A 17932-nucleotide genomic window follows, 5' to 3' on the forward strand; every position below is an offset into this window, starting at 1 on the left:
GGTGTGGTAACCGCCGTTCTATGGGGTCTTGTTGCATGTCAGGGCTACGCCACGCCGTACGCGATCCATCCGTGATCCGCAGAACCGGCACCCACCGTCTCAGCATCCGAGAATGCTGTCAGCCCTGGGGGTTCGGCCGAGGACCTGTATGTCGCCATCGAGGGACTGGAGCTTGTCAATGCGTGAGACAGAAAAGCAGGTCATCCGGCTCACGGTTGTGGAGACCGTCGAATACAAAATCGAGCTGGATGTCGAGGACCTGGACATCCCCGAGGAGATCCTGGGCGACATCGACGCCGTCGAAGAATGGCTCGGGGAGAACGAGCGGGAGTGGATCGACGAGTGTAGCGACAACAACTTCTCCGGGTGCCTTGAGCGGGATATCACCGACTCCTCGGTCAAGACCGTAAAGCAGCGGTGGGTGGCGTGAAGACCTTCACAGTCACGCTCTCCGGTCGAGAGCGTGAAGACGGGGAAGCGCCCTTCACCTGGGTTGTGCATGCGCTATCGGACTACGCGGCTGTGAGCAAGGCCAAGGACATTCACGTGGCCAACCAGGAAGAGGACTACGACGTATTGGAACTCGAAGAGATCTTCGAGGGCCTGCCGGATGACGACTGCGGTTACCACTGGAACGACGAGCGGGATAGCTAGCGGTTGGGCCTGGGGCACCCCTTGCGGGTGCCCCGTACCGAGCTTCTACCGAATCACGGTTACTTCTTACTTTCATACAGGAGGTCAGCACCATGTCCACCACGAATAAGCTGCCCGTGGCCGGGCCTGAGATGTTCACGGGGCCGCTCGGCAAGATGGTCAACGAGTTGGATGCGTTCACGGAAGGCTCGAAGGTCGGCGTCCTGGTGAGCCTGTTGTCGGGGTTCAGCGTCGCGGTGGGCAACCTGCCGGGCGTTGGCACGGGCAAGGGCTCGATGCCGTTGAGCTTCTGGCCGGTGCTGGTCGGCCCTACAGGAGTCGGGCGCAAGGGAACCGCTACCGGAATCGCCATGAAGGTGCTTGCGGCGGGGCTGGCCAACTTCAATGAGCACAACGTGGTCTACGGCTGCCCGGCTACCGGTCTGGGTTTCGCGGGCGAGCTGGCGGAGCGTTCGATCCGGGGCGTGGCGGCCCCGGTGCTGTTCATCGAAGAGGAGATGGACACGTTCATCGCCAACAGCAAGCGGGACACGAAGATCGGGACCTACCTCCGCAAGGGCTGGGATGGGCAGCCCATCACACACCGCACCAGCCAGACGGACCTGACGATCAAGCAACCGCATGTCGGGATCATCGGGCACATCCAGCCGAAGAACTGGGGTGCGATCAGCGGGTCGAAGGACGCCACGGGCGGCACCTACAACCGCTTCTTCCCGGTGTGGGTCGTGCAGAGCAAGAAGTTGCCTGTGTTCGCCCAGGCCAACCCGGAAGAGTTGATCGCCAAGCTGGGCAACCGGTTCCGGTCCATGGTCAACTTCGCCCAGGAGGTCACGGACCTGGGCGTGCCTGAGGACGTGGCCAAGGTCTTCGAGCACAAGCATCGCGAGATCTGCGATGGGATGACCACCGGGAATGAGGAGCTGGGCCAGTACACCGAACGGGCCATGGCCTACATGATCCGGCTGGCCGGGCTGTACTGCTTGGCAGACAAGCGGACGGAACTGAAGGTCGTGGACTTCGACGCGGCGCTGTGCCTGGTTCAGTACATGGTCGAGACGGTGACGTTCACTCTGCCTGAGGCCGAGTCGGACGGGTCGGACATCCCGGCTCGGATCATCGCCTACGTCCGGGAGGCCGGGGAGCAGGGCGTGACCTCCACTGAGGTTGCCCGCAAGTTCCAGCGGGTCCGCGCGGCCGAGATTCGGGCCATCGTGGACGCCTGCGACCAGGTCAAGACCTCCAAGATGCGGTCCGAGGGTGGCCGCCCCGCAACCCTGTTCACCTGGGTTGACGAAGTCGCTGAGGAGGACCAGGACGCTCTGGCACTCGCTGTCGCCTGACGGTCCCCCTGCTCACCGGATCGGGTGATCCGGTCGGGCGGGGAGATCGCCATAGCGGTCCGCAAGCCACCACCGAAGGGATTCGACCGAAGTGACCAGATGACAAGAAGTTCCTGGGCTGGGAACATTGCCAATTCCGTCGGTTAGGCGTTCAAATGGTGGTCGCCGAAATCGGATGGGGTTCCCCGATGGTAAAAGTGCCGCGTTGGGCTGTGTGGGTGTTGTCCGCGCTCACCCTTGGTGTGGCTGCGAACTCTCTCCTGCAGGCCAGGCGAAAGCCCTCACAGCATGTCCGGGAAGAGGGGGCTGTACCTGAGACGGATAGTCAAGCTGACACGTTTGTGCCTTCATGGCCGCGAAGACTGCTCGTCGGTTTCGCGCGGACCCTGATGCTGGTCGCAGTTCTCTTTTTCTGTCTCTACTGGGTATTGACAAGACCTTCCTATTTTTTCGAATTCTGCTCGTGTGGATTACCGTACATGGTGGCGGATATTCCGGAGTGGTTGTTTTTTGCGTTATTTCATGTGGTGCTTTGGGGTGGGATGATTCTTTCGCTTCTATGGTATGTCTTGATACGAGTCCTGGAGCTAGGGAATGGTGCGCGGTCGCATCCGGTTCCGCGAATTCGTGCATTCTGCTGGCAGGCTGTCGCAGCCCTCGTCCTCGTTTTGTCCTACTCTGGCCTGCCTGCGGTAGCGACCTCCAGGTCCTTGGGCGAGGTCAACTCGCCGTTCCCTATGGAAAGCGGGATCATCAGTCCCGGCCTCGGCTTGATGCTCATGTCGTGGACACTTTATGTTTCGGCCAGCGTCACCCTTGCCACCCTCGCCACGGATTTCAAGTGGCCCATGGACGTGCTGTATATTTATGCAATCATCGCTGGCGGCAGTTCGATTCTAACCATGGCACGTCTGGCTGCGGAGGGTGATGATTTCCTATTTGAAACGATAGGCTTGACCGCAGGTTCCTATCTGCTGATGTCTGTTCTCGGAATTGGGGCATTCCTGTGGGTGCAGGACAGTTCCTCTAAGGCCAGTCGCAGCAATTTAGGCGCGGCCATCATCGGTGGCGGAGTCATCGCTTTCGTGATCTTCAGTCAACAGGACAGTGCAGACCAGCGGCGAGAGGACCAGTCCATTCTTAATGCGCTGCGCACCCAGTCAGACCTCACGGGCGCCGATCTGCGTGACCGGGACCTTGAAGCGGTGTCGCTGCGTGGACGGCAACTCCGTGATGCGGACCTGACCGCTGCCCAGCTCTCAGATGCCGATCTTTCCCGGGCACGGCTAACGGATGCGCTTCTCGTCAAATCAAATTTCGCCAAGGCGAAGCTAGAGAATGCCGATCTGTCGCACGCTGAGATTACCTGCGCAGGTTTTTCCGGCGCGAACTTACGCGGGGCGAATCTATCGGACGTGACTATGGACGTGAGCGTAGTTGACGGAAAAGCTGCCCTTGACGAAAACATAGGAATACCGTTCCAAGGTCCATGTAGCCTCGAAGATGACGATATTTGGTCCACTGTCGACTTCCAATCCGCTGACCTTCGTGATGCAACACTGAAGAATGCCGATCTGCGCCGGGCAAGCTTCTGCGATGCCAACCTGCGGGGTGTCGATCTTAGCCAGGCCCACCTGTATCTTCTGGCGTCGGATGCGACAAACGCGAGGTTTTACGCTCGTTTCTACGACGTAAAGTTCGACTCGACCACCCTTTGGCCGCCGCACTTTCAGACGCAGGCCATTCCATCTGGCGACACAAGTTCCTGCGGAATGGTTGATGGGTCATAGGTGCCTGCACTCGTCGCGTGGGTACTGATACCCACACAAACCCGAAAGGTCCCTGGCGGTGAAGGCCGGGGGTTAATTCTTCTGCCTCGGGGTTGTGTCAGAGGCGGATACCCCATCCACGGAACCCCTTCAGAGGTGCAGGCGGAGGTGCCCCGGCAGGGCCGGGGTAGCCGGTGTCGCTCAGCGCGAGGTCGTCGAAGTGGAACGGGGCGACGCTCGCAGCGTTGGACACGACGCCGACGCGCAAGCGGCTCGGGTTGACCGCGCCCGTGTTGACGCCGCTGACGGACAGCACCTGATCGGGTGTGGTCGCGTCAGGGCTCCAGAAGATCTGGCATGCCATCGAACCCGTCGTCGCCGTCCCGGCAGTGACCATGACCTCGATCCGCCACCACGCACCTGCGGTGAGAGCGGCGGTAGACGTTCCGGACAGGGTCCCGGAGCCGTGCAGCATCCCCAGCGTGCCGTTGGCGTTGACCCTGATGGACCCCATGATCCCGTTGCTGCCGGACAGGATTCGGAAGACGTTGACCGCCGCTGATGGGTTACCCGCGAACCGGTAGTAGGAGCGCCCCCAGATGGTCGGAGACGTCCCGGGGAGTCCGGACGTCCAGGCAACCCACGCCTGTCCTGAGCCAACCCCCGTGGACACTTGGGCGGACACGCTGCCGTGGGCTGCCGTGGTCGAGTCGTAGGCGAGGGTGTTCCCGGTGTCTACGGAGGAGTCCCCGAACGCTGTCCCGGACAGCCCTCCGCTGTTGGCGGCGGTGATGACTGCCCCGGGGGTACCACCTTCGAGGGAGTTCGACAGGAGCGTCATCAGAGCACCGTCACGGTTACGGTCAGGTCCTTGCCGGGCGTAGTCGAACCGACCTGGGTTACGTCAACGGTCAGCCGGTCGCCATCGGCCACGATGGTGGTCGCCAGGGCGGTCAGCTTGCCCGAGGTGATCGAGCCTGCGGCGATCGTGGGCTTGGGGTTGCCCCCGAAGATGGACGTGCTGTTCAGCTTCACGTCCACCACGACCGCTGAGCCCGTGGACGCGGTGCCTACGGATGCGCGGACAGAGATGATCGTCCAGGCCAATCCGGAGTCGTTGTAGAGCTGGCCTGACCCAACCTCGACGGTCAGTTCGTCCTGCATCGTCCACGCCAAGGGCTTGGCGGATGCGTCTTGCCCAGCCTCGCCGGGCTCGCCTTGGATTCCCTGATCTCCGGTGTCACCCTTCGGGCCTTGCAGACCTTCGAGCCCCTGAATGCCCTGCTCTCCAGTTTCCCCGGGCAGTCCCTGTACACCCTGATCGCCCTTGAGGGACGCCACCCAAGCGGTCTCGGTGCCAACGAATCCGTGCGCCACAGCGATGTCGTAGGCGGACGATCCGTCCGCTCCCGCTGCGCCAGGCGCCCCGTTTTCTCCGTCCTCACCGGGTTCACCAGGAGGGCCCTCAGGCCCGATCGGTGGGGTGGCGGGCAGCCACTGGGAGGTGCCCTCGTCCCACGCCAGCACGTCGCCATCAGCCGAGCCGTCAGGCAGTGTGATGCCTTCGCCGCCCCCCGAAGGGGTGGCCCAGTAGGTGTCGTAGTTGGTCGCGGAAGCCTTGGTGAGTACCTGCCCGGAGAAGCCGCCGGCGGCGACGCCCTGCCCGGCCGGGCCCTGGCTTCCGGTATCGCCCTTGGGTCCTTCGGCTCCAGCTGCACCAGCAGCTCCAGCGGCTCCGGTCGCGCCCGTGGCTCCGGTAGCTCCAGGCGCTCCAGGCGTACCGGGTACGCCCTGGGGTCCTTCGAGGGAGTCGAGCCACTGGTCCCGGGTTGCGACGAAGCCTTCCTGGACCGCGATCTCGTAGGCGCTGTAGCCGCGCGGGCCCTGGCCTCCCTCGCCACCGCCGACGACGCTGATGTAGCCGACGTCCACGGTCTGGATCAGGGTGTTCTCGACGACGACTTCCCCGGCGTACACCTCAACGATGTCAGGCACCGGTCGTCACCTCCGGCACGACCTGGAGGCCGCCCTGGATCAGTCGGACGACGTCACCGTTGGGTGCGATCAGCTCCAGGTCGTAGACGCCTGCGCGCCACGCCCACGGGGTGGAGGTAGCGGCAGGGATGTGGAGGGTGATGGTGCCCGCTTCGCCACCCAGGGTCAGGCCGCCGTTATCGGTGTCGAGCCGGTAGAGCAGTACGCCCCCGGCCTGGTCCCGGATCTCCATGCGGGCCGTGTAGTCGGTGAGGTCGACCGGCGTGCCGTCTTCCTTCTTCCACACCAGGATGCGCCGAAGAGTGGCCCCCTGGTCGATCTTGAAGCGGTATGTGCCCGCCACGCCTGGTCCTCCTTGAGGGAAAAGAAGGAACCCCCGCCCAGGTGGGCGAGGGTCCGTGAGTTCTTTCTTCTTGCTACGGGGTCACGCCGAAGCGGAGTCCGCGGAGTTGTCGTTGTGCAGGAAGGTGATGACGGCGGTCAGGACGGCCTGGCCGACCGACAGGCCCAGCAGCCGCCAGTCCACGTCAGCGTCCAGCGAGAGCGAGGCGAAGACGCCGCCGACAGCGACGAGAGCCGAGGCCAGAAGGCCCTGGTAACCGGTCCGCTTGGCCCGGTAAGCAGCGTTGGAGGAAGTGGAAGCCATGATGTTGCCTGCGCTTTCTGTCTCTTCGAGAAGGTGATCGTCGAACTGGATGGGCTCGTAGACGGGCGGGAGAGTGGCAGTGGTCGCGGGCGCGAAGTACTGCTCGTAGAAGGGGTCGGGTTCAACCGGCCTGACCGGGACCGGCGAAGGCTCCGGGGCAGGCGGGAAGTCAGGGGGAGGGGCTTCGGTCTGTCGGGCCCCGCGCTGGTCCATGATGGCTTGCAGGCTGGCCGCAAGCTCGTCGGCGTCCATGGGGTCGTGTCTCCTTACAGGCCCAGGGCCTTGCGGGTCTCGGGTCCGATCTGGCCGGACAGCATGAGCTGGTGACGCGCCTGGAGGTCCATGACCGCCACCTGCATGAGTGGGTCGAAGGCGTCGCCCGGCTTGAGGTAGCCGTAGCCCAGGGCGATCAGCAGGTCCCGGGCGCGAGGCACCTCGGGGCCCTTGTCGCCGAGCTTGAGCTTCGGCTTGTCGGCCGGAACCGGGGGCTTGGGCACGACGGGCGGGGCCGGAGGCTTGACGGGGGGCTTGGCCGGGGGCGGGCCAGCGGCCAGCACCTTCCAGGTGGCCTCGCCCACGACTCCATCGACGTCCAGCCGGTGGTTGGACTGGAAGACCTTGACCGCGTGCTCGGTGGCAGGCCCGAAGTCTGCGTCCACGGCAAGCTTCCAACCGAAGGCGTTCAGCAGCTGCTGGACGACCTTGACCTCGGCCCCTCGATCACCCAGGCGCATCAGGTGGCCCGGGTAGGACTTGCCGTCCCAGGGCTTGTCGGGGGTCTCGACCTGGCCGGTGTACCGAGGCCGGACGTAGCCGTAGATCCGGGCTTGGCCGCGCGTGATGGTCTTGCGGTAGCAGCCGTCGCCGTTGCCCTGGACGCCGTTGGCGGCCGAGCCGGAGGTGTTGCCCCCGATGGTCGTGATCGAGCTGGAGGACACCTTCTCGACCAGCTCGACGTGGTAGATGCCGGCCGATCCGCCCGTGGTGTAGAGGACCAGGTCCCCCACCTTGGGGATGCTGTACCAGCGCTTGTTGGTCTTGGCCCAGTTGTACTGGGCGATCGTGGAAGCGGTGTGCGGGTAGTCGACGCCCGGCTTGAGGCCGATCGCCTTGAGCCAGACGCTCGTTGCCGCCGCGCACCAGGGGTATCCGTAGCCCCCGCCCGGGTAACTGGGGATCTTGCCGAACGCCTTGGTGATAGGCACCAGGTTGGAGCCGGGCGGCTTCTCCTTCATGCCCAGGTCGGCCCGCGCTTCCGCGACTGCCTTAGCGGGGGTGGTCATGGGGTTGCCTCCAAACAAAAAGGCCCCGCCGATGGCAGGGCCCAACTTCTTTCTTCTTGATCAGGCGTTCACGATGCGGACGATCTCAGCTATCAGCGCGACCAGTGCGGCCAGCAGGGCCGCCGAGGTGGCGTACTTCCAGCGCTCCAGTGCCCGCACTCGGACCTCGTGGTCGTCGGACTTCTCAGCCGCGTTATCGAGCTTGGCTACCAGCGACTTCACTTCGTGGGTGAGCGCCAGAAGGCCCTCGTAGATCTGGCGGGTCCCGACGAACACACCACCAAGGTCCTTGTCCTCGTCGCTCATGCGGTCATCCAGGAGGCGCTGAGGGACACGGCGGTGACGGCCCCGATGGTGTTCGAGCCTGACTCAAGGGTCATAGATCCGGATGATGCGATTGTCATGCGGGCCTGAAAGAGGGCACCTGCACCGGTCCTGCCGATGATCGGGAACACCGTGCTCTGGCCAGGGAAGAACCCTGCGGGGAGGGTGAAGCAGAAAATTCCGGTGCCCGCCAGAGATGACGCGAAGTCTGAGCCGTTCGCCTTCTGCATTGTGCCCCTGAGGTTGACCATCACTCCCTGCTTACGCACCGCGAGGGTCGCGCCGCTGGCGCTGGCGAAGCTGTTCGCGAAGTTGGTGATGTTGGTCCAGGAGCCTGCGGCGAGTCCGGTGACCGTGGTCTGGGTGCTGGTCAGGTTCGTCTGAAGAGTGCTGGTCTGGCCTTCCAGGGTGGTGACCCGGACATCGAGCGCTGCGATCGCCCCACCAGATCCGCCGTCGTTGGCGAACACCTGGGAGGCCGGCACCCAGGCACCCTCAGAGCCGACCACGAGGTAGTTGTTTGTCGTGTCCACGCCAAGTTCCCCATCGAAGGGGGCCGGGTCCATACCCGGCACGGCCCCGGAGATCGGGCGCACATGCCTGCCGATGAACCAACGCCGGTCCACCGGCTCGGTCGCAATCCCGACGCCGTTGGTGACGTCCACCTGGAGGACCGGAATCTCCTCGGAGGTTTCCAAGGCGAGCTGCCCGCCGGTCAGGTCGACGCCGCCCTTGATCTGGACGAACTGGAAGTCGTCGCTGGCGCGGTCGAGCCGCAACGTCACCAGGTCGTGCCGGATGTCGTCCGGGCCCCAACCCGAGCCGGTGATGTCGATGTCGAAGGTGTGGGCCAGCTTCAGTTCGTAGTAGTGGCCGTTGATGGTGGCCACGCCCGGCTGAATGAGGATCTGCGTTTCGTTGACGCGAGTGGCGACCAGGCCCACGCTGTCGCCAGGCTGGCCCACGACACCGGAGACCTGCCACGTGCGGGCCATCGTCTCCCAGTCGTGCTCGGTGACCACCTGGCCGGCACCCGAGGCGAAGGGCCACCCATGCGCGTCGGTCGGGGGAAGGGGCATAGACAAGGTGAGGCTCCTCAGTTAGCGGCGCTGGTTCCGCCAAGTCACGTCAAGGGGGTTGGACTGGCCGGACGACTGGCCGTTGATGCTGCTGGTGGCCGTGTAGGTGGCCACGCCTTGGGTGGTCGGGTATGAGCGCTGCATCCCGAAGACTTCAGTGCGCCAAGTTCCGTCCTTGCCGACCGTGGTGGACTGTGGGATTTCGATGTCCAAGCCCACGCCGTCGTCATGTTCGGTCTCGAACTCCACTAGGGACCCGGGAGTGCCGGTACCGAACAGCCACATCCAGCTGTTGCCGTGCTGGCTGTGGTTGGGCGGTCCGACGATGACGGGAGGGGTGGTCGGGATACTCGGCACAGAGCCAGCGACCATGATGAAGTCGTGCTCGACCACCGCGGACTCAGCGAAGTTACGGAACCTGCGGGTCCGGACAGTCCAGTCCGTGCCTACGGGATACGTCGCGGCGGTGGTCTGGATCGAGGCCGCCCAGCTACCGTCCTCACCCGGGTAGATGAGCCCGCCAGGCGCCCCGGCCGGAGTCCAGTTCTCAGTACCTTCCCGGGCGACCTCCATCAGCACCCATTCGCTGCCATCGGTGGCCAGCGGGGTGTCGGATTCGAGGCTCCCGATGAGGACCGTCTCCCCGGGGACGAACTCGGTGGCTTCCTCAGCCGGGGGCGGCTCCTCGGGAGGCGCAGCCCCGAGGCCCTGCACCGAGTGCCACAGGATGGGGACTGGGTACCAGCTCGTCCCGGCCTTCGTCTCGGTGACGATTTTGTGCAGCTGCCCGTCCGCCTGGATGGTGACGTTCACCGAGGCCGAGCCGCCGAGGGGGAGAGTTGAGTCGCTGACCGGCGATCCGTCCAACAGCACGCGGTAGGGGAACGGGATGGTGCTGGTGCTGTTGTTGGCCACCCACACCGACACGGTCTTCTGCTTGGTGGTGGGGTTGGTTTCCTCGCCCAGGATCTTGGACTCGATGATGCCGGAGCACGAAGACGACTGGCTCTGGGAGGCCGAGATGGTGGCGGCAGTCCCGTTGGAGCCGGTGTCCCGCAGCGTGACCGAGTGCGACTTGTCGTCGGCAGGCAAGGTGGACGACACGTTGAGGGATGACCCGGGGGTGACGTACCAGGGTCCGGCGTACAAGAACCCGTCGTAGTACAGGCCGAGGTAGTGGGGCTGGTCGACGCTTGCGGTCACCCGGACGTTGGACGCGGCGAAGCCGAGACCGTTGATGGTGATGCAGGACTGGAGGCTGAACCCGAAGCTTACGACCGCCATTTACGCCGCCTTCTTGAGGGTGAAGTCGGAGGTGGGGATGGCACCCACCTGGTGGGAAAGGTCTTCACGCCCCTCGACCTGGGCGATGCGGCCCCACAGGGCCTGGATGGACGCGTACAGGTAGGGGGTTTCGCTGGTGCCGTAGGTGCCGATGGTCGGCTGAACCCTCGGGCCGTCAGCGACGGTGGAGGTGATGCGCGCCTCGCGCACGATCTCGTCGCGAACCTCGTTGTCCACGAACACCCGGATGACGTCGCCGAGGTTGTAGTCGAGGCCGAACATGCTCCCGGGGGTTTCCAGCGGGGTGATGGAGATGGCCGCCACCGGCCCCTGCGCGAGGTTGAAGGCGTCGACCTCGTCTTGGATTGCTCGGTACTGGGCCGACCAGGTGGGCGGGTCTTGCCCCCAGCCGGTCGGCTTCCCCGACTGCTGCACCCACTGCCAGGGGATGTCGCGACGGTCCTTGAACCGTTCGGCCGTCACACCCCACTCGGTTTCGGTGGCGGTGAACCCGGCCTGGGCCCACGCGAGCGTGTGCTGCTTGTCGGCCGGCGTGTTGGCGGGGTTGCCCCACCACTGCGGGTTGTACTCCTCGTTGGAGAAGTAGCCGAACCACCTCTCGGGCCCGGTTCGCTCGACTTCGGTCTCGGTGTAGCCGGTTACGGTGCCTTCGGAGTCGTAGGTGGGCTGCTGAACCGTTTCCCTGAAGGTCCGGTTCTGGGTGCCGACCACCAGGCGGGTCGCAATGGGGGCCTTCACCTTGTAGGTGTAGCCGCGCAGGTTGCCTAGCTCGGGCCCGAACCTGACCTCGTTGGTCAGGTCCATCAGCGGTTCCAGCTTGAGCAGGATTCCTGGCCCGGTGGCTTGTGGGTCGCCGTTGGAGGCGACCTCAGAAGGGTTGGGGTGCCAGACGAAGCGGATGCGGAAGCCGTAGACCGCGCTGAGCATGCTGACGAGCAGGTCGGGCTGGTCGAACTTCAACCTCGCGGCGAGGGCCGTGTCGTCGTTCCAGAAGACGGCGGTCGCCTCGGGGCCCGGGATGAACAGCCGGTTGATGCGGCGCGAAGCGTGCCCCTGGGCGTTGGCCAGGAACAGTCGGCGCAGCAGCTCAGCCACGTTGGGCCAAGCCTGGTTGGTCTGCCACCACTGGAAGACTGAAGCCAGGTGGATGTCCTGGGCCGGGTTGGTCCAGGCCAGCCTTTCGGCCAGCAAGTAGTTGTCGTCGACCCCGGTGGCGATGGCCGTTCCTGCCCCGGCGTTCTCCGCATCCCAGGTCTTGGTGAGTTCCCGGATGGGTCCGGAGAAGATCGGTTCGTCTTGGCCGTCTTGGAAAACCACGATGCCCCGGCCAGGGATCAGCAACTTCGACTGCGGGTGACCGGCCGGGATGGTCAGGCTCCATGAGCCGACCTCGTTGTGCCGGACGATCGCCTGGAAGTCGGTGTAGGCGTCGACCGGGCCGACGATGGCGAGCGGGGCTAGGCCGTCGCCACCCTCCGCTCTGGTGCGGGGGAAAAGCGACTCCCGGACGAGGATTCGGAAGTTGCGCATCAGATCCCTAGGAAGGTCGGGAAGTAGGAGACCGTGACGAGTGGCTGGTTGGCCGCCGTCCAGGTGGCCTCCTGCTCGGGGGTCATGTCCTCGGGCTTGTCGATCTGCAAGGCCAGGTGGTTGAGGCCGGGCTGGATCGGCCACAGGTCTGAGGTGACGTCCAGGGCCCACCACATCGAGTCGCCCTGGGTGGGGTCGTACTCGTCGCCGGTCTCGCCAGCCGGGTACAGCCGGGCGAACTGGGAGCCCTTGGTGGTCTCAATGACCAGCGCCTGGTTGGGCGCGATCGTGATGGACTCGGTGAAGCGCAGCTCGTTCACGACGTTGCCCTCGTCGTCCTTGAGGACGATCGACATGCGGGAGGACAGGGGCCCGCGGATTTCCCAGCGCGGCTGGCACTCGGCGTCGCCCGGGTTCTCCAGGTCGAGCGTGTCGACCCACAGGGGGTCGGAGGACAGTCCAAGCCCCTTGCCTGGGGTGACCCCGTCGATGCTCAGGAAAGGTGTGGCGCCTGAAGGCGGATCGAGGAAGGGGCGCAGCACGTCGATGATCTGGAAGCGGCCCTGGGCGCGGTTGGGGTGCTGGAAGTACGGGTTGGGGGCGCGCAGCACCAGGCCGTACTTGGCCCAGTGGATACCGTCGTCGGTGCCTTCCCCGCCCTCCATGCCGGAGACGTAGAAGCAGGTGAGCGCCCGAGGGGTTTCCGCCACCAGCAGTCCGCCGACTTCGGCGTACTCCGTCGTCTGGAGAGAGACGAGACCCTTCTTGGGGTTCAACGCCGCGATGAAGCGCCTCTTCAACGCCATCATCTCCGGGCGGGTGGAGCCGGTGATGGTGAGCGGGAGAAAGATCTCGCGGATGGTGGCCCGGCTGAACCTGACGAATCCGCCATCGATCGCGGGGTACTCATCCGCCAGCACGTTGAAGCTCGGTGCGTCCAAGCCCTTAGCCCCAGGTCGGAGCAGGATCGCTGCCCCAGAGATGCTTTCGTCGGTGAGGGTGAACAGCTCCCCGTTCACTCCCCGAACCTGTACGACGGTCGGCTTGAACAGCACAGGGCAGACCTCCTGAGTAAGAAGAAAGAAGGGGCCCCGGCCGTCGTGCGGCCAGGGCCCCGTTCGGGGGAGTGGGTTACTCGTAGAGGGCGTCGGCGTAGGACAGCTGCTTGCGCAGGGTCTCCTCGGTGGGGACGTCCGGGGCCGCGTAGATATCGATGTTGTAGATCTTCGTCACGCCCGGCTGTCCGTCCTGCTTCTGCTTGCTGGCCGAGTTGAGCGCCCCTGCGTAGGAGGCGATCGTGGCGACCTGGCTGGTCACCGTGGACAGGGCGTCGTTGTCGGCGACCGTCAACGCCAGCGGCTCCGGTGCGGCGAACGCCATCAGCATCGGTGGCGGTTCGGGCGCGAAGGAGGAGGACCGATTGGCCTCGCCGCCGCTCTCCTGCACCGTGGGGGCCGTGATGGTCGGGCCCTGGAAGGTGCGGTTCAGGCTGGACAGGTCGCTGACGATCTGGGACACCGCGTTCGCCACGGTGGTCTTAGCCGTGTTCATGGCCGTGGAGATCGCCGAGGTGAAGCCGGTCAGCCTGCCGTGGGAGGCGGCCTGATCAGCGAGCCGCTTGAACTCGGTGACCGAGAGGTCGACGTTGGTCTTGACCGTCGAGACGACCTTCTTCATGTTCGTCTCGATCGTGGCCGGCGTCTGGTCGGCCGCCGCCGCTGACCTCATGTTGGTGAACAGGACCTTGAAGGCGGTGGACGTGTCGTTCACGCCGGTGACCACCGTGCCCTTGACCTTGGTCATCTGGACCTGGACGGCGGAGACGATCGTGCCGTCCCCGATCACGACACCCGACAGCGCCTTCGGCAGCTCGGAGAAGGACTGCTTGGCGTCGGTCACGCCTGCGGTCACGGTCGTGTAGATCTTGCCCATGATCGTGGAGACCTGGGTCGAGATCGTGTCCGTGGCAACCGCGTCGGCCATACCTTCCGGGAGCTTCGCGAACGCCTCGGCACCCTCACCGGCCTTCTGGCTGATGACGGCGTTCATGGCGTCGAGCTTGGCCCCCAGCTCCTCCGGAGTCTTGGAGGAGCTGATGATCTCCTGCATGACCTCGGGCAGCTTGAGGAAGTTCTGCTGAGCCTGGGTGACCCCGTCCTTGACCTTCGCGGTCATGTCCTCCAGCTCGATCCCCATGAGCTGGGCGATCTGGAGGGCCTTGGTGCGGTCCTCCATCTGGAGCAGGAAGGTCCGGAACTGCTCGGAGATCTGACCACCCTTGGTGGTGGCCTGGTCGAGCATGCCCTGCATGGTCGCGCCCATGGCCTGGACGGTCGGGTCCGTGGACGCCTGAGTGTCGGCGATCAGCTTGTCGAGCTGAGCCTTCCACTCGGTGGTGATCTGCCCGCCGTTCTCCAGCAGCTTCAGCCGCAGGTCCGCGAACTTGTCCACGAACCCCTGGTTGATGTCGGCTGCGCCGTCTTGGCCGATCTTGACCATCTGGCCGATCTTGTCGGCCCACTCCTGGTTGAGTCGGAAGATCGAGCCCACCGCGTCGGACTCGGCCATCGCCAGCGACGTGGACAGCTGCTTGGCCAGGTTGGACGCGGACTCGGCTGAGGAGTCGGCCTGGTCCACCAGGGCCTGCAAGTCCTGCTTGGTGACGGTAGAGGTTTCCTTGATCGTGCCGGACAGGATGTCCCACTTCGTGGCGACGGTGTCCAGGATCTGGCCTACGTTGGCAGCCACGTTGGTGGCCGCCGTCAGGGCCGCCGCACCCACATTGACCAGCGTCTCGGCGAGGACGGTCAGACCCTTGATCGTCTCGGGGTTGCTGATCGCGTCGGCGAAGTGCTGGACGGCCACCGCGATGGTGGCTAGGACCGAGGGGGCCATCAGGGCGAAGGCCCGGAAGACCTGCTCCAGGGCGGGTGCCATGTTCACCAGGGCGTCGGCGAAGGCTTGAGCCGCAGCGCCGTATACGTCCTTATTGGCGGAAAACGCATCAAACAGGATGGTGAAGGCTTCCCCTACCCCTTCGATCACAGAGGGCGCAATAGAGGAGAAAGCACCGATCAGTCGGGCCAGGGCAGGAAGGAAGAGGAGCATGGATTCCCCGAGGCCCTGAAAACCAGCGGCGATCTGCGGTCCTGCCACCGACAGCTCGACGAAGAATTCGCCGATGGCCTGCCCGAGGGTGCCAAGCCCGATCTTGATCTGCTCCCAGAACCCGTTGGCGTTCAGGTTCTCCATGGCGGTCGCCATGCCGGAGAGCGTGTTGGTGACGAAAGCGCTGAAACCCGAGGCCAGTGGGCCAATCGCCTGCGAGGCAGCGGCTACCGCCCGGTTCCAGGCGTCCCAGGCGGGATGTCCCTCCTTGAGTGCTTCGCCCGCCTTGGTGGCGAGATCCCCGATGGCTACCAGCATCGGCTCCAGGGAGGTCTTGAACGCCTCCTTGAAGACCGAGGTGAGTTCGGCCCACTCGTCCTTCAGGTCCTTGCTGGACTGCATGAAGCTCATGGCGATCCCGGCGAAGATCACCGGGAGGGCCAGCAGCGCTCCCGCGCCGATGACCACCGCGCCAAGGGCCAGGACAGCCGCTCCAGCTGCGACGATCACCGAACCCAGCAGCGCCGCGATTCCAGCGAGCACGACAGTCGATGCACCTAGGCTGAGCAGGCCGGATGCGACGGAGACGATCGACGTGCCGATGCCTGCGACGGCCTTGGACGCGTCCTCGCTGCCGCTGACCATCCCGCCCAGGGCGCTGACCGTGTTCGTGGCCAGACCAGCAACCCCGGAGACGACCTGAGCGACGCTCCTGCCGAGCCCTGAGAAGATCCCGGACGCCTTGCTGCCAACCTGGTTTACCTGGTTGACGGCCCCGCTCAGGGACTTCGAATCGACATCGACATCGATCTTCTTCGACTCGGTCCGAGTTAGCTCCTTGATCTTGACCAGGGCCGCCGCAGCGTCCAGGTTGACCGTGAGCTTCTTGGTCGCCGGCCTCCGGAGAGCCGCCAGCTGGGAGGCCGCCTTGCCCGTGTCCAGGTCGAGCTGGACGGAGAGATTCCGCGACTTCAAAAACGCTGTGAGCTGGGCTTCCGCCTGCGCCGTATCAAGCTCGACCTTGACCGACACAGAACGGTCGGTCAGCTCCTTCTCCAGCTCGGCCTCGAACGCGGCGAGATCCGCCGTGACCTCGATCTCGATGGACTCCTTGGACCATCGGGCCAGCTCTGCCTTCAGCTCCTTGCCGAAGTCGCTGGTGTCCGGGACCACCCGGACGCCAACCCTGCCGACTTCCTTCCGCGCGGGACTCCCCGCCATTTACAGCTCCATTCCTACCAATCTCTTGTTTGAAGGCAAGAAGACGGGTTCGGGAACTGAGGCTTAGCAGCCACCGTTCCAGTAGTAGAAGTTCTGCGATCTGCGGGAGATATTGGTTCCACAGTGAGGCATGAACGAAGGAGGCGGCTGTGGACTCCGGGACGGTTGTGGCAATCAGTGCCACCGTTATCGCTACCGCGTCCCTCGCTGTTTCGATCTATCAGTTAAGACTGGCCCGATTACACAATCGTCATACCCTCCGACCGCTTCTTCAGATAAAAGTCAAGCTTGTTGAGGGGCATCCTGCGGGTTTTGTGCTAGTCAATTCCGGCCTCGGTCCAGCTATCGTTACAGGAACTAAAACTTGGCTCGACGGCGAGATGATAGGTCCGTGGCACAGAATGACGGCGCGTAAGGCCCGCTATCCCATTACGCCTCGACCCGTAGCCTCGACGCTGGTTGACGGCAGCGTCATTCCAAGTGGTGAAACGGACTATTTGTTGAGGATGGATGCCTTCGACAGGGACAGACATGTTCAATTTAGGAAACTTATCGAACAGCGGTTGGATTTAGAGATTCGCTATGAGTCGCTCTACGGCGGAGAAGATTTTATAGTTACCACCAGGTCGGAAGGGTGGCGCTCGGCCGCACTGCTTACCGGAGAAGTATCTGATCAAGATGAGGCGAATCTTCGGACGAGCCCTCCGGCTATTAGTCCGTAGACGATTTGCGTGGCTGTGAAGCGTGATTTCTTTGGTGTCAGACACCGATCGATTTCAGACTTCTCAATCCATATCTCGGCATTGCTTCGGAACCATCTCCCCTTCCACGGCTCGGAGGAGCTCTCATCTGCCTATCCGGGGGGCAGGCGGCGGCACCTTCGACCCAGGCCCCAACACGTGCGCAGGGGCGTCCTCGCCCCTCAAACGGGCAAGCAGTGGGGTGGGCTTGGCTGGCTTGGCCGCCACCTGGACGCCAGGGCGTGGGTACGGCGGGAAGGGCTTGACCTTCTTCGGGTTCTCGGCATGTGAGGACACGTAGAGGTAGGCGAGCTCGCGGATGGCGTCATAGAGATCTGCCATTACGTAGGTGTTCCGGTCCCAGCCGGTGTACTCCGTGCCCCGAAGTGCGGACACATACGCGGAGTCGAGCGGGAGATGCCTGATGAGGGCCAGGACGAGCACGGGGGAGAGCAGCCCGCGGCGAAGGTCCAGCAGGTCCAGTTGGTAGAACCTGCGGAAGTCGGCGAGCAGCTCGTCCCCGTGACTGTCCAGCAGCTCGATCAGGCCGAGGCTTCCCCCGACTTGGCCGCCTGCATCCACGCCTCGAAGACGCGGGTCTTCATCTGCGGGGGCAGGTCAGCCAGGGACTTCTTCATCGCGTCCTTGCGGTCGGCCGCAGCCACGAGCATCGCGTCCATCGCGTCGATCTGCTCGAAGGTGTCGGTGTCCTTGTCGCCAACCACCTTCAGCAGGGTCCGCACGACCTTCAGCTCGTCCTTGTTCAGCAGCAGGATCGGGCGCAGCAAGAGGACCTTGCCGTCCTTGGCCTCGAACTCCAGGCCCTTGGCGGCCTGCTCGCGCTCAACTTCGTCGATCAGATCGGAGTACTTCAGAACAGACATGGGGGCTCCTCAACAGCACGGGAATGGTGGGAATGGCGAAGCCCCGCCGCGCGG

General features: G+C 64.3%; 18 protein-coding genes. 5 read left to right on the plus strand and 13 right to left on the minus strand.

Annotated elements, in window-relative coordinates; all coding sequences use genetic code 11:
- Nucleotides 1-178: 178 nt before the first annotated feature.
- From ABGB08_RS34980 to ABGB08_RS34995, 4 genes are all read left to right on the plus strand, one after another.
- Nucleotides 179-430 (plus strand): hypothetical protein, encoded by a 252-nt coding sequence (locus tag ABGB08_RS34980; protein ID WP_347599392.1) that lies wholly within the window; start codon nt 179-181, stop codon nt 428-430.
- Nucleotides 427-654, plus strand: coding sequence for a hypothetical protein (locus ABGB08_RS34985; RefSeq protein WP_347599395.1), 228 nt, complete (start codon nt 427-429; stop codon nt 652-654). The genes ABGB08_RS34980 and ABGB08_RS34985 overlap by 4 nt, the downstream gene beginning before the upstream one ends.
- Before the next feature lie 92 nt (nt 655-746).
- Entirely contained in the window at nt 747-1994 is a 1248-nt protein-coding gene (locus tag ABGB08_RS34990; protein ID WP_347599397.1) for a DUF3987 domain-containing protein, read from the plus strand.
- A 155-nt stretch (nt 1995-2149) separates the two neighbouring features.
- Nucleotides 2150-3784, plus strand: coding sequence for a pentapeptide repeat-containing protein (locus ABGB08_RS34995; protein WP_347599400.1), 1635 nt, complete (start codon nt 2150-2152; stop codon nt 3782-3784).
- Nucleotides 3785-3881: 97 nt separating this feature from the next.
- Here ABGB08_RS34995 and ABGB08_RS35000 read toward each other — a convergent pair whose 3' ends face one another.
- The 11 genes from ABGB08_RS35000 to ABGB08_RS35050 all read right to left on the minus strand — a co-directional run bounded on the left by ABGB08_RS35000 (nt 3882) and on the right by ABGB08_RS35050 (nt 16254).
- Nucleotides 3882-4604 carry a hypothetical protein gene (locus ABGB08_RS35000; protein ID WP_347599403.1) on the minus strand — a complete coding sequence of 241 codons (723 nt, stop codon included), beginning with the start codon at nt 4602-4604 and terminating at the stop codon, nt 3882-3884.
- Nucleotides 4604-5758 (minus strand): collagen-like protein, encoded by a 1155-nt coding sequence (locus tag ABGB08_RS35005; protein WP_347599406.1) that lies wholly within the window; start codon nt 5756-5758, stop codon nt 4604-4606. The genes ABGB08_RS35000 and ABGB08_RS35005 overlap by 1 nt, the downstream gene beginning before the upstream one ends.
- Nucleotides 5751-6101 carry a hypothetical protein gene (locus ABGB08_RS35010; protein ID WP_347599409.1) on the minus strand — a complete coding sequence of 117 codons (351 nt, stop codon included), beginning with the start codon at nt 6099-6101 and terminating at the stop codon, nt 5751-5753. The genes ABGB08_RS35005 and ABGB08_RS35010 overlap by 8 nt, the downstream gene beginning before the upstream one ends.
- An 81-nt stretch (nt 6102-6182) precedes the next feature.
- Nucleotides 6183-6656: a hypothetical protein gene (locus tag ABGB08_RS35015; protein ID WP_347599412.1), complete on the minus strand. Its 474-nt coding sequence runs from the start codon at nt 6654-6656 to the stop codon at nt 6183-6185.
- Between the two features lie 14 nt (nt 6657-6670).
- Complete coding sequence (locus tag ABGB08_RS35020) at nt 6671-7687, minus strand: peptidoglycan-binding protein (RefSeq protein WP_347599414.1); 1017 nt, start codon at nt 7685-7687, stop codon at nt 6671-6673.
- 60 nt (nt 7688-7747) lie between these two features.
- Nucleotides 7748-7993: a hypothetical protein gene (locus ABGB08_RS35025; protein ID WP_347599417.1), complete on the minus strand. Its 246-nt coding sequence runs from the start codon at nt 7991-7993 to the stop codon at nt 7748-7750.
- Nucleotides 7990-9090 carry a hypothetical protein gene (locus ABGB08_RS35030; RefSeq protein ID WP_347599420.1) on the minus strand — a complete coding sequence of 367 codons (1101 nt, stop codon included), beginning with the start codon at nt 9088-9090 and terminating at the stop codon, nt 7990-7992. Before ABGB08_RS35030 ends, ABGB08_RS35025 begins: the two co-directional genes overlap by 4 nt.
- A 21-nt stretch (nt 9091-9111) precedes the next feature.
- Nucleotides 9112-10374, minus strand: coding sequence for a hypothetical protein (locus ABGB08_RS35035; RefSeq protein ID WP_347599422.1), 1263 nt, complete (start codon nt 10372-10374; stop codon nt 9112-9114).
- Entirely contained in the window at nt 10375-11925 is a 1551-nt protein-coding gene (locus ABGB08_RS35040; protein ID WP_347599425.1) for a hypothetical protein, read from the minus strand.
- Nucleotides 11925-12980, minus strand: a complete 1056-nt coding sequence (locus ABGB08_RS35045; RefSeq protein WP_347599428.1) for a hypothetical protein — start codon at nt 12978-12980, stop codon at nt 11925-11927. Before ABGB08_RS35045 ends, ABGB08_RS35040 begins: the two co-directional genes overlap by 1 nt.
- A gap of 76 nt (nt 12981-13056) precedes the next feature.
- On the minus strand, nt 13057-16254 hold the full coding sequence (locus ABGB08_RS35050; RefSeq protein WP_347599431.1) for a hypothetical protein: 3198 nt from the start codon (nt 16252-16254) through the stop codon (nt 13057-13059).
- A gap of 149 nt (nt 16255-16403) precedes the next feature.
- Between ABGB08_RS35050 and ABGB08_RS35055 the strand changes: the two genes are divergently transcribed.
- Nucleotides 16404-16976 (plus strand): hypothetical protein, encoded by a 573-nt coding sequence (locus ABGB08_RS35055; protein ID WP_347599433.1) that lies wholly within the window; start codon nt 16404-16406, stop codon nt 16974-16976.
- Between the two features lie 123 nt (nt 16977-17099).
- Here the strand turns inward: ABGB08_RS35055 and ABGB08_RS35060 are convergent, their stop codons facing one another.
- Complete coding sequence (locus ABGB08_RS35060; protein ID WP_347599436.1) at nt 17100-17576, minus strand: hypothetical protein; 477 nt, start codon at nt 17574-17576, stop codon at nt 17100-17102.
- On the minus strand, nt 17537-17878 hold the full coding sequence (locus tag ABGB08_RS35065) for a hypothetical protein (RefSeq protein ID WP_347599439.1): 342 nt from the start codon (nt 17876-17878) through the stop codon (nt 17537-17539). Before ABGB08_RS35065 ends, ABGB08_RS35060 begins: the two co-directional genes overlap by 40 nt.
- Nucleotides 17879-17932: the final 54 nt, after the last annotated feature.

This window comes from Acrocarpospora sp. B8E8 (assembly GCF_039871605.1).
GTDB lineage: Bacteria > Actinomycetota > Actinomycetes > Streptosporangiales > Streptosporangiaceae > Acrocarpospora > Acrocarpospora macrocephala.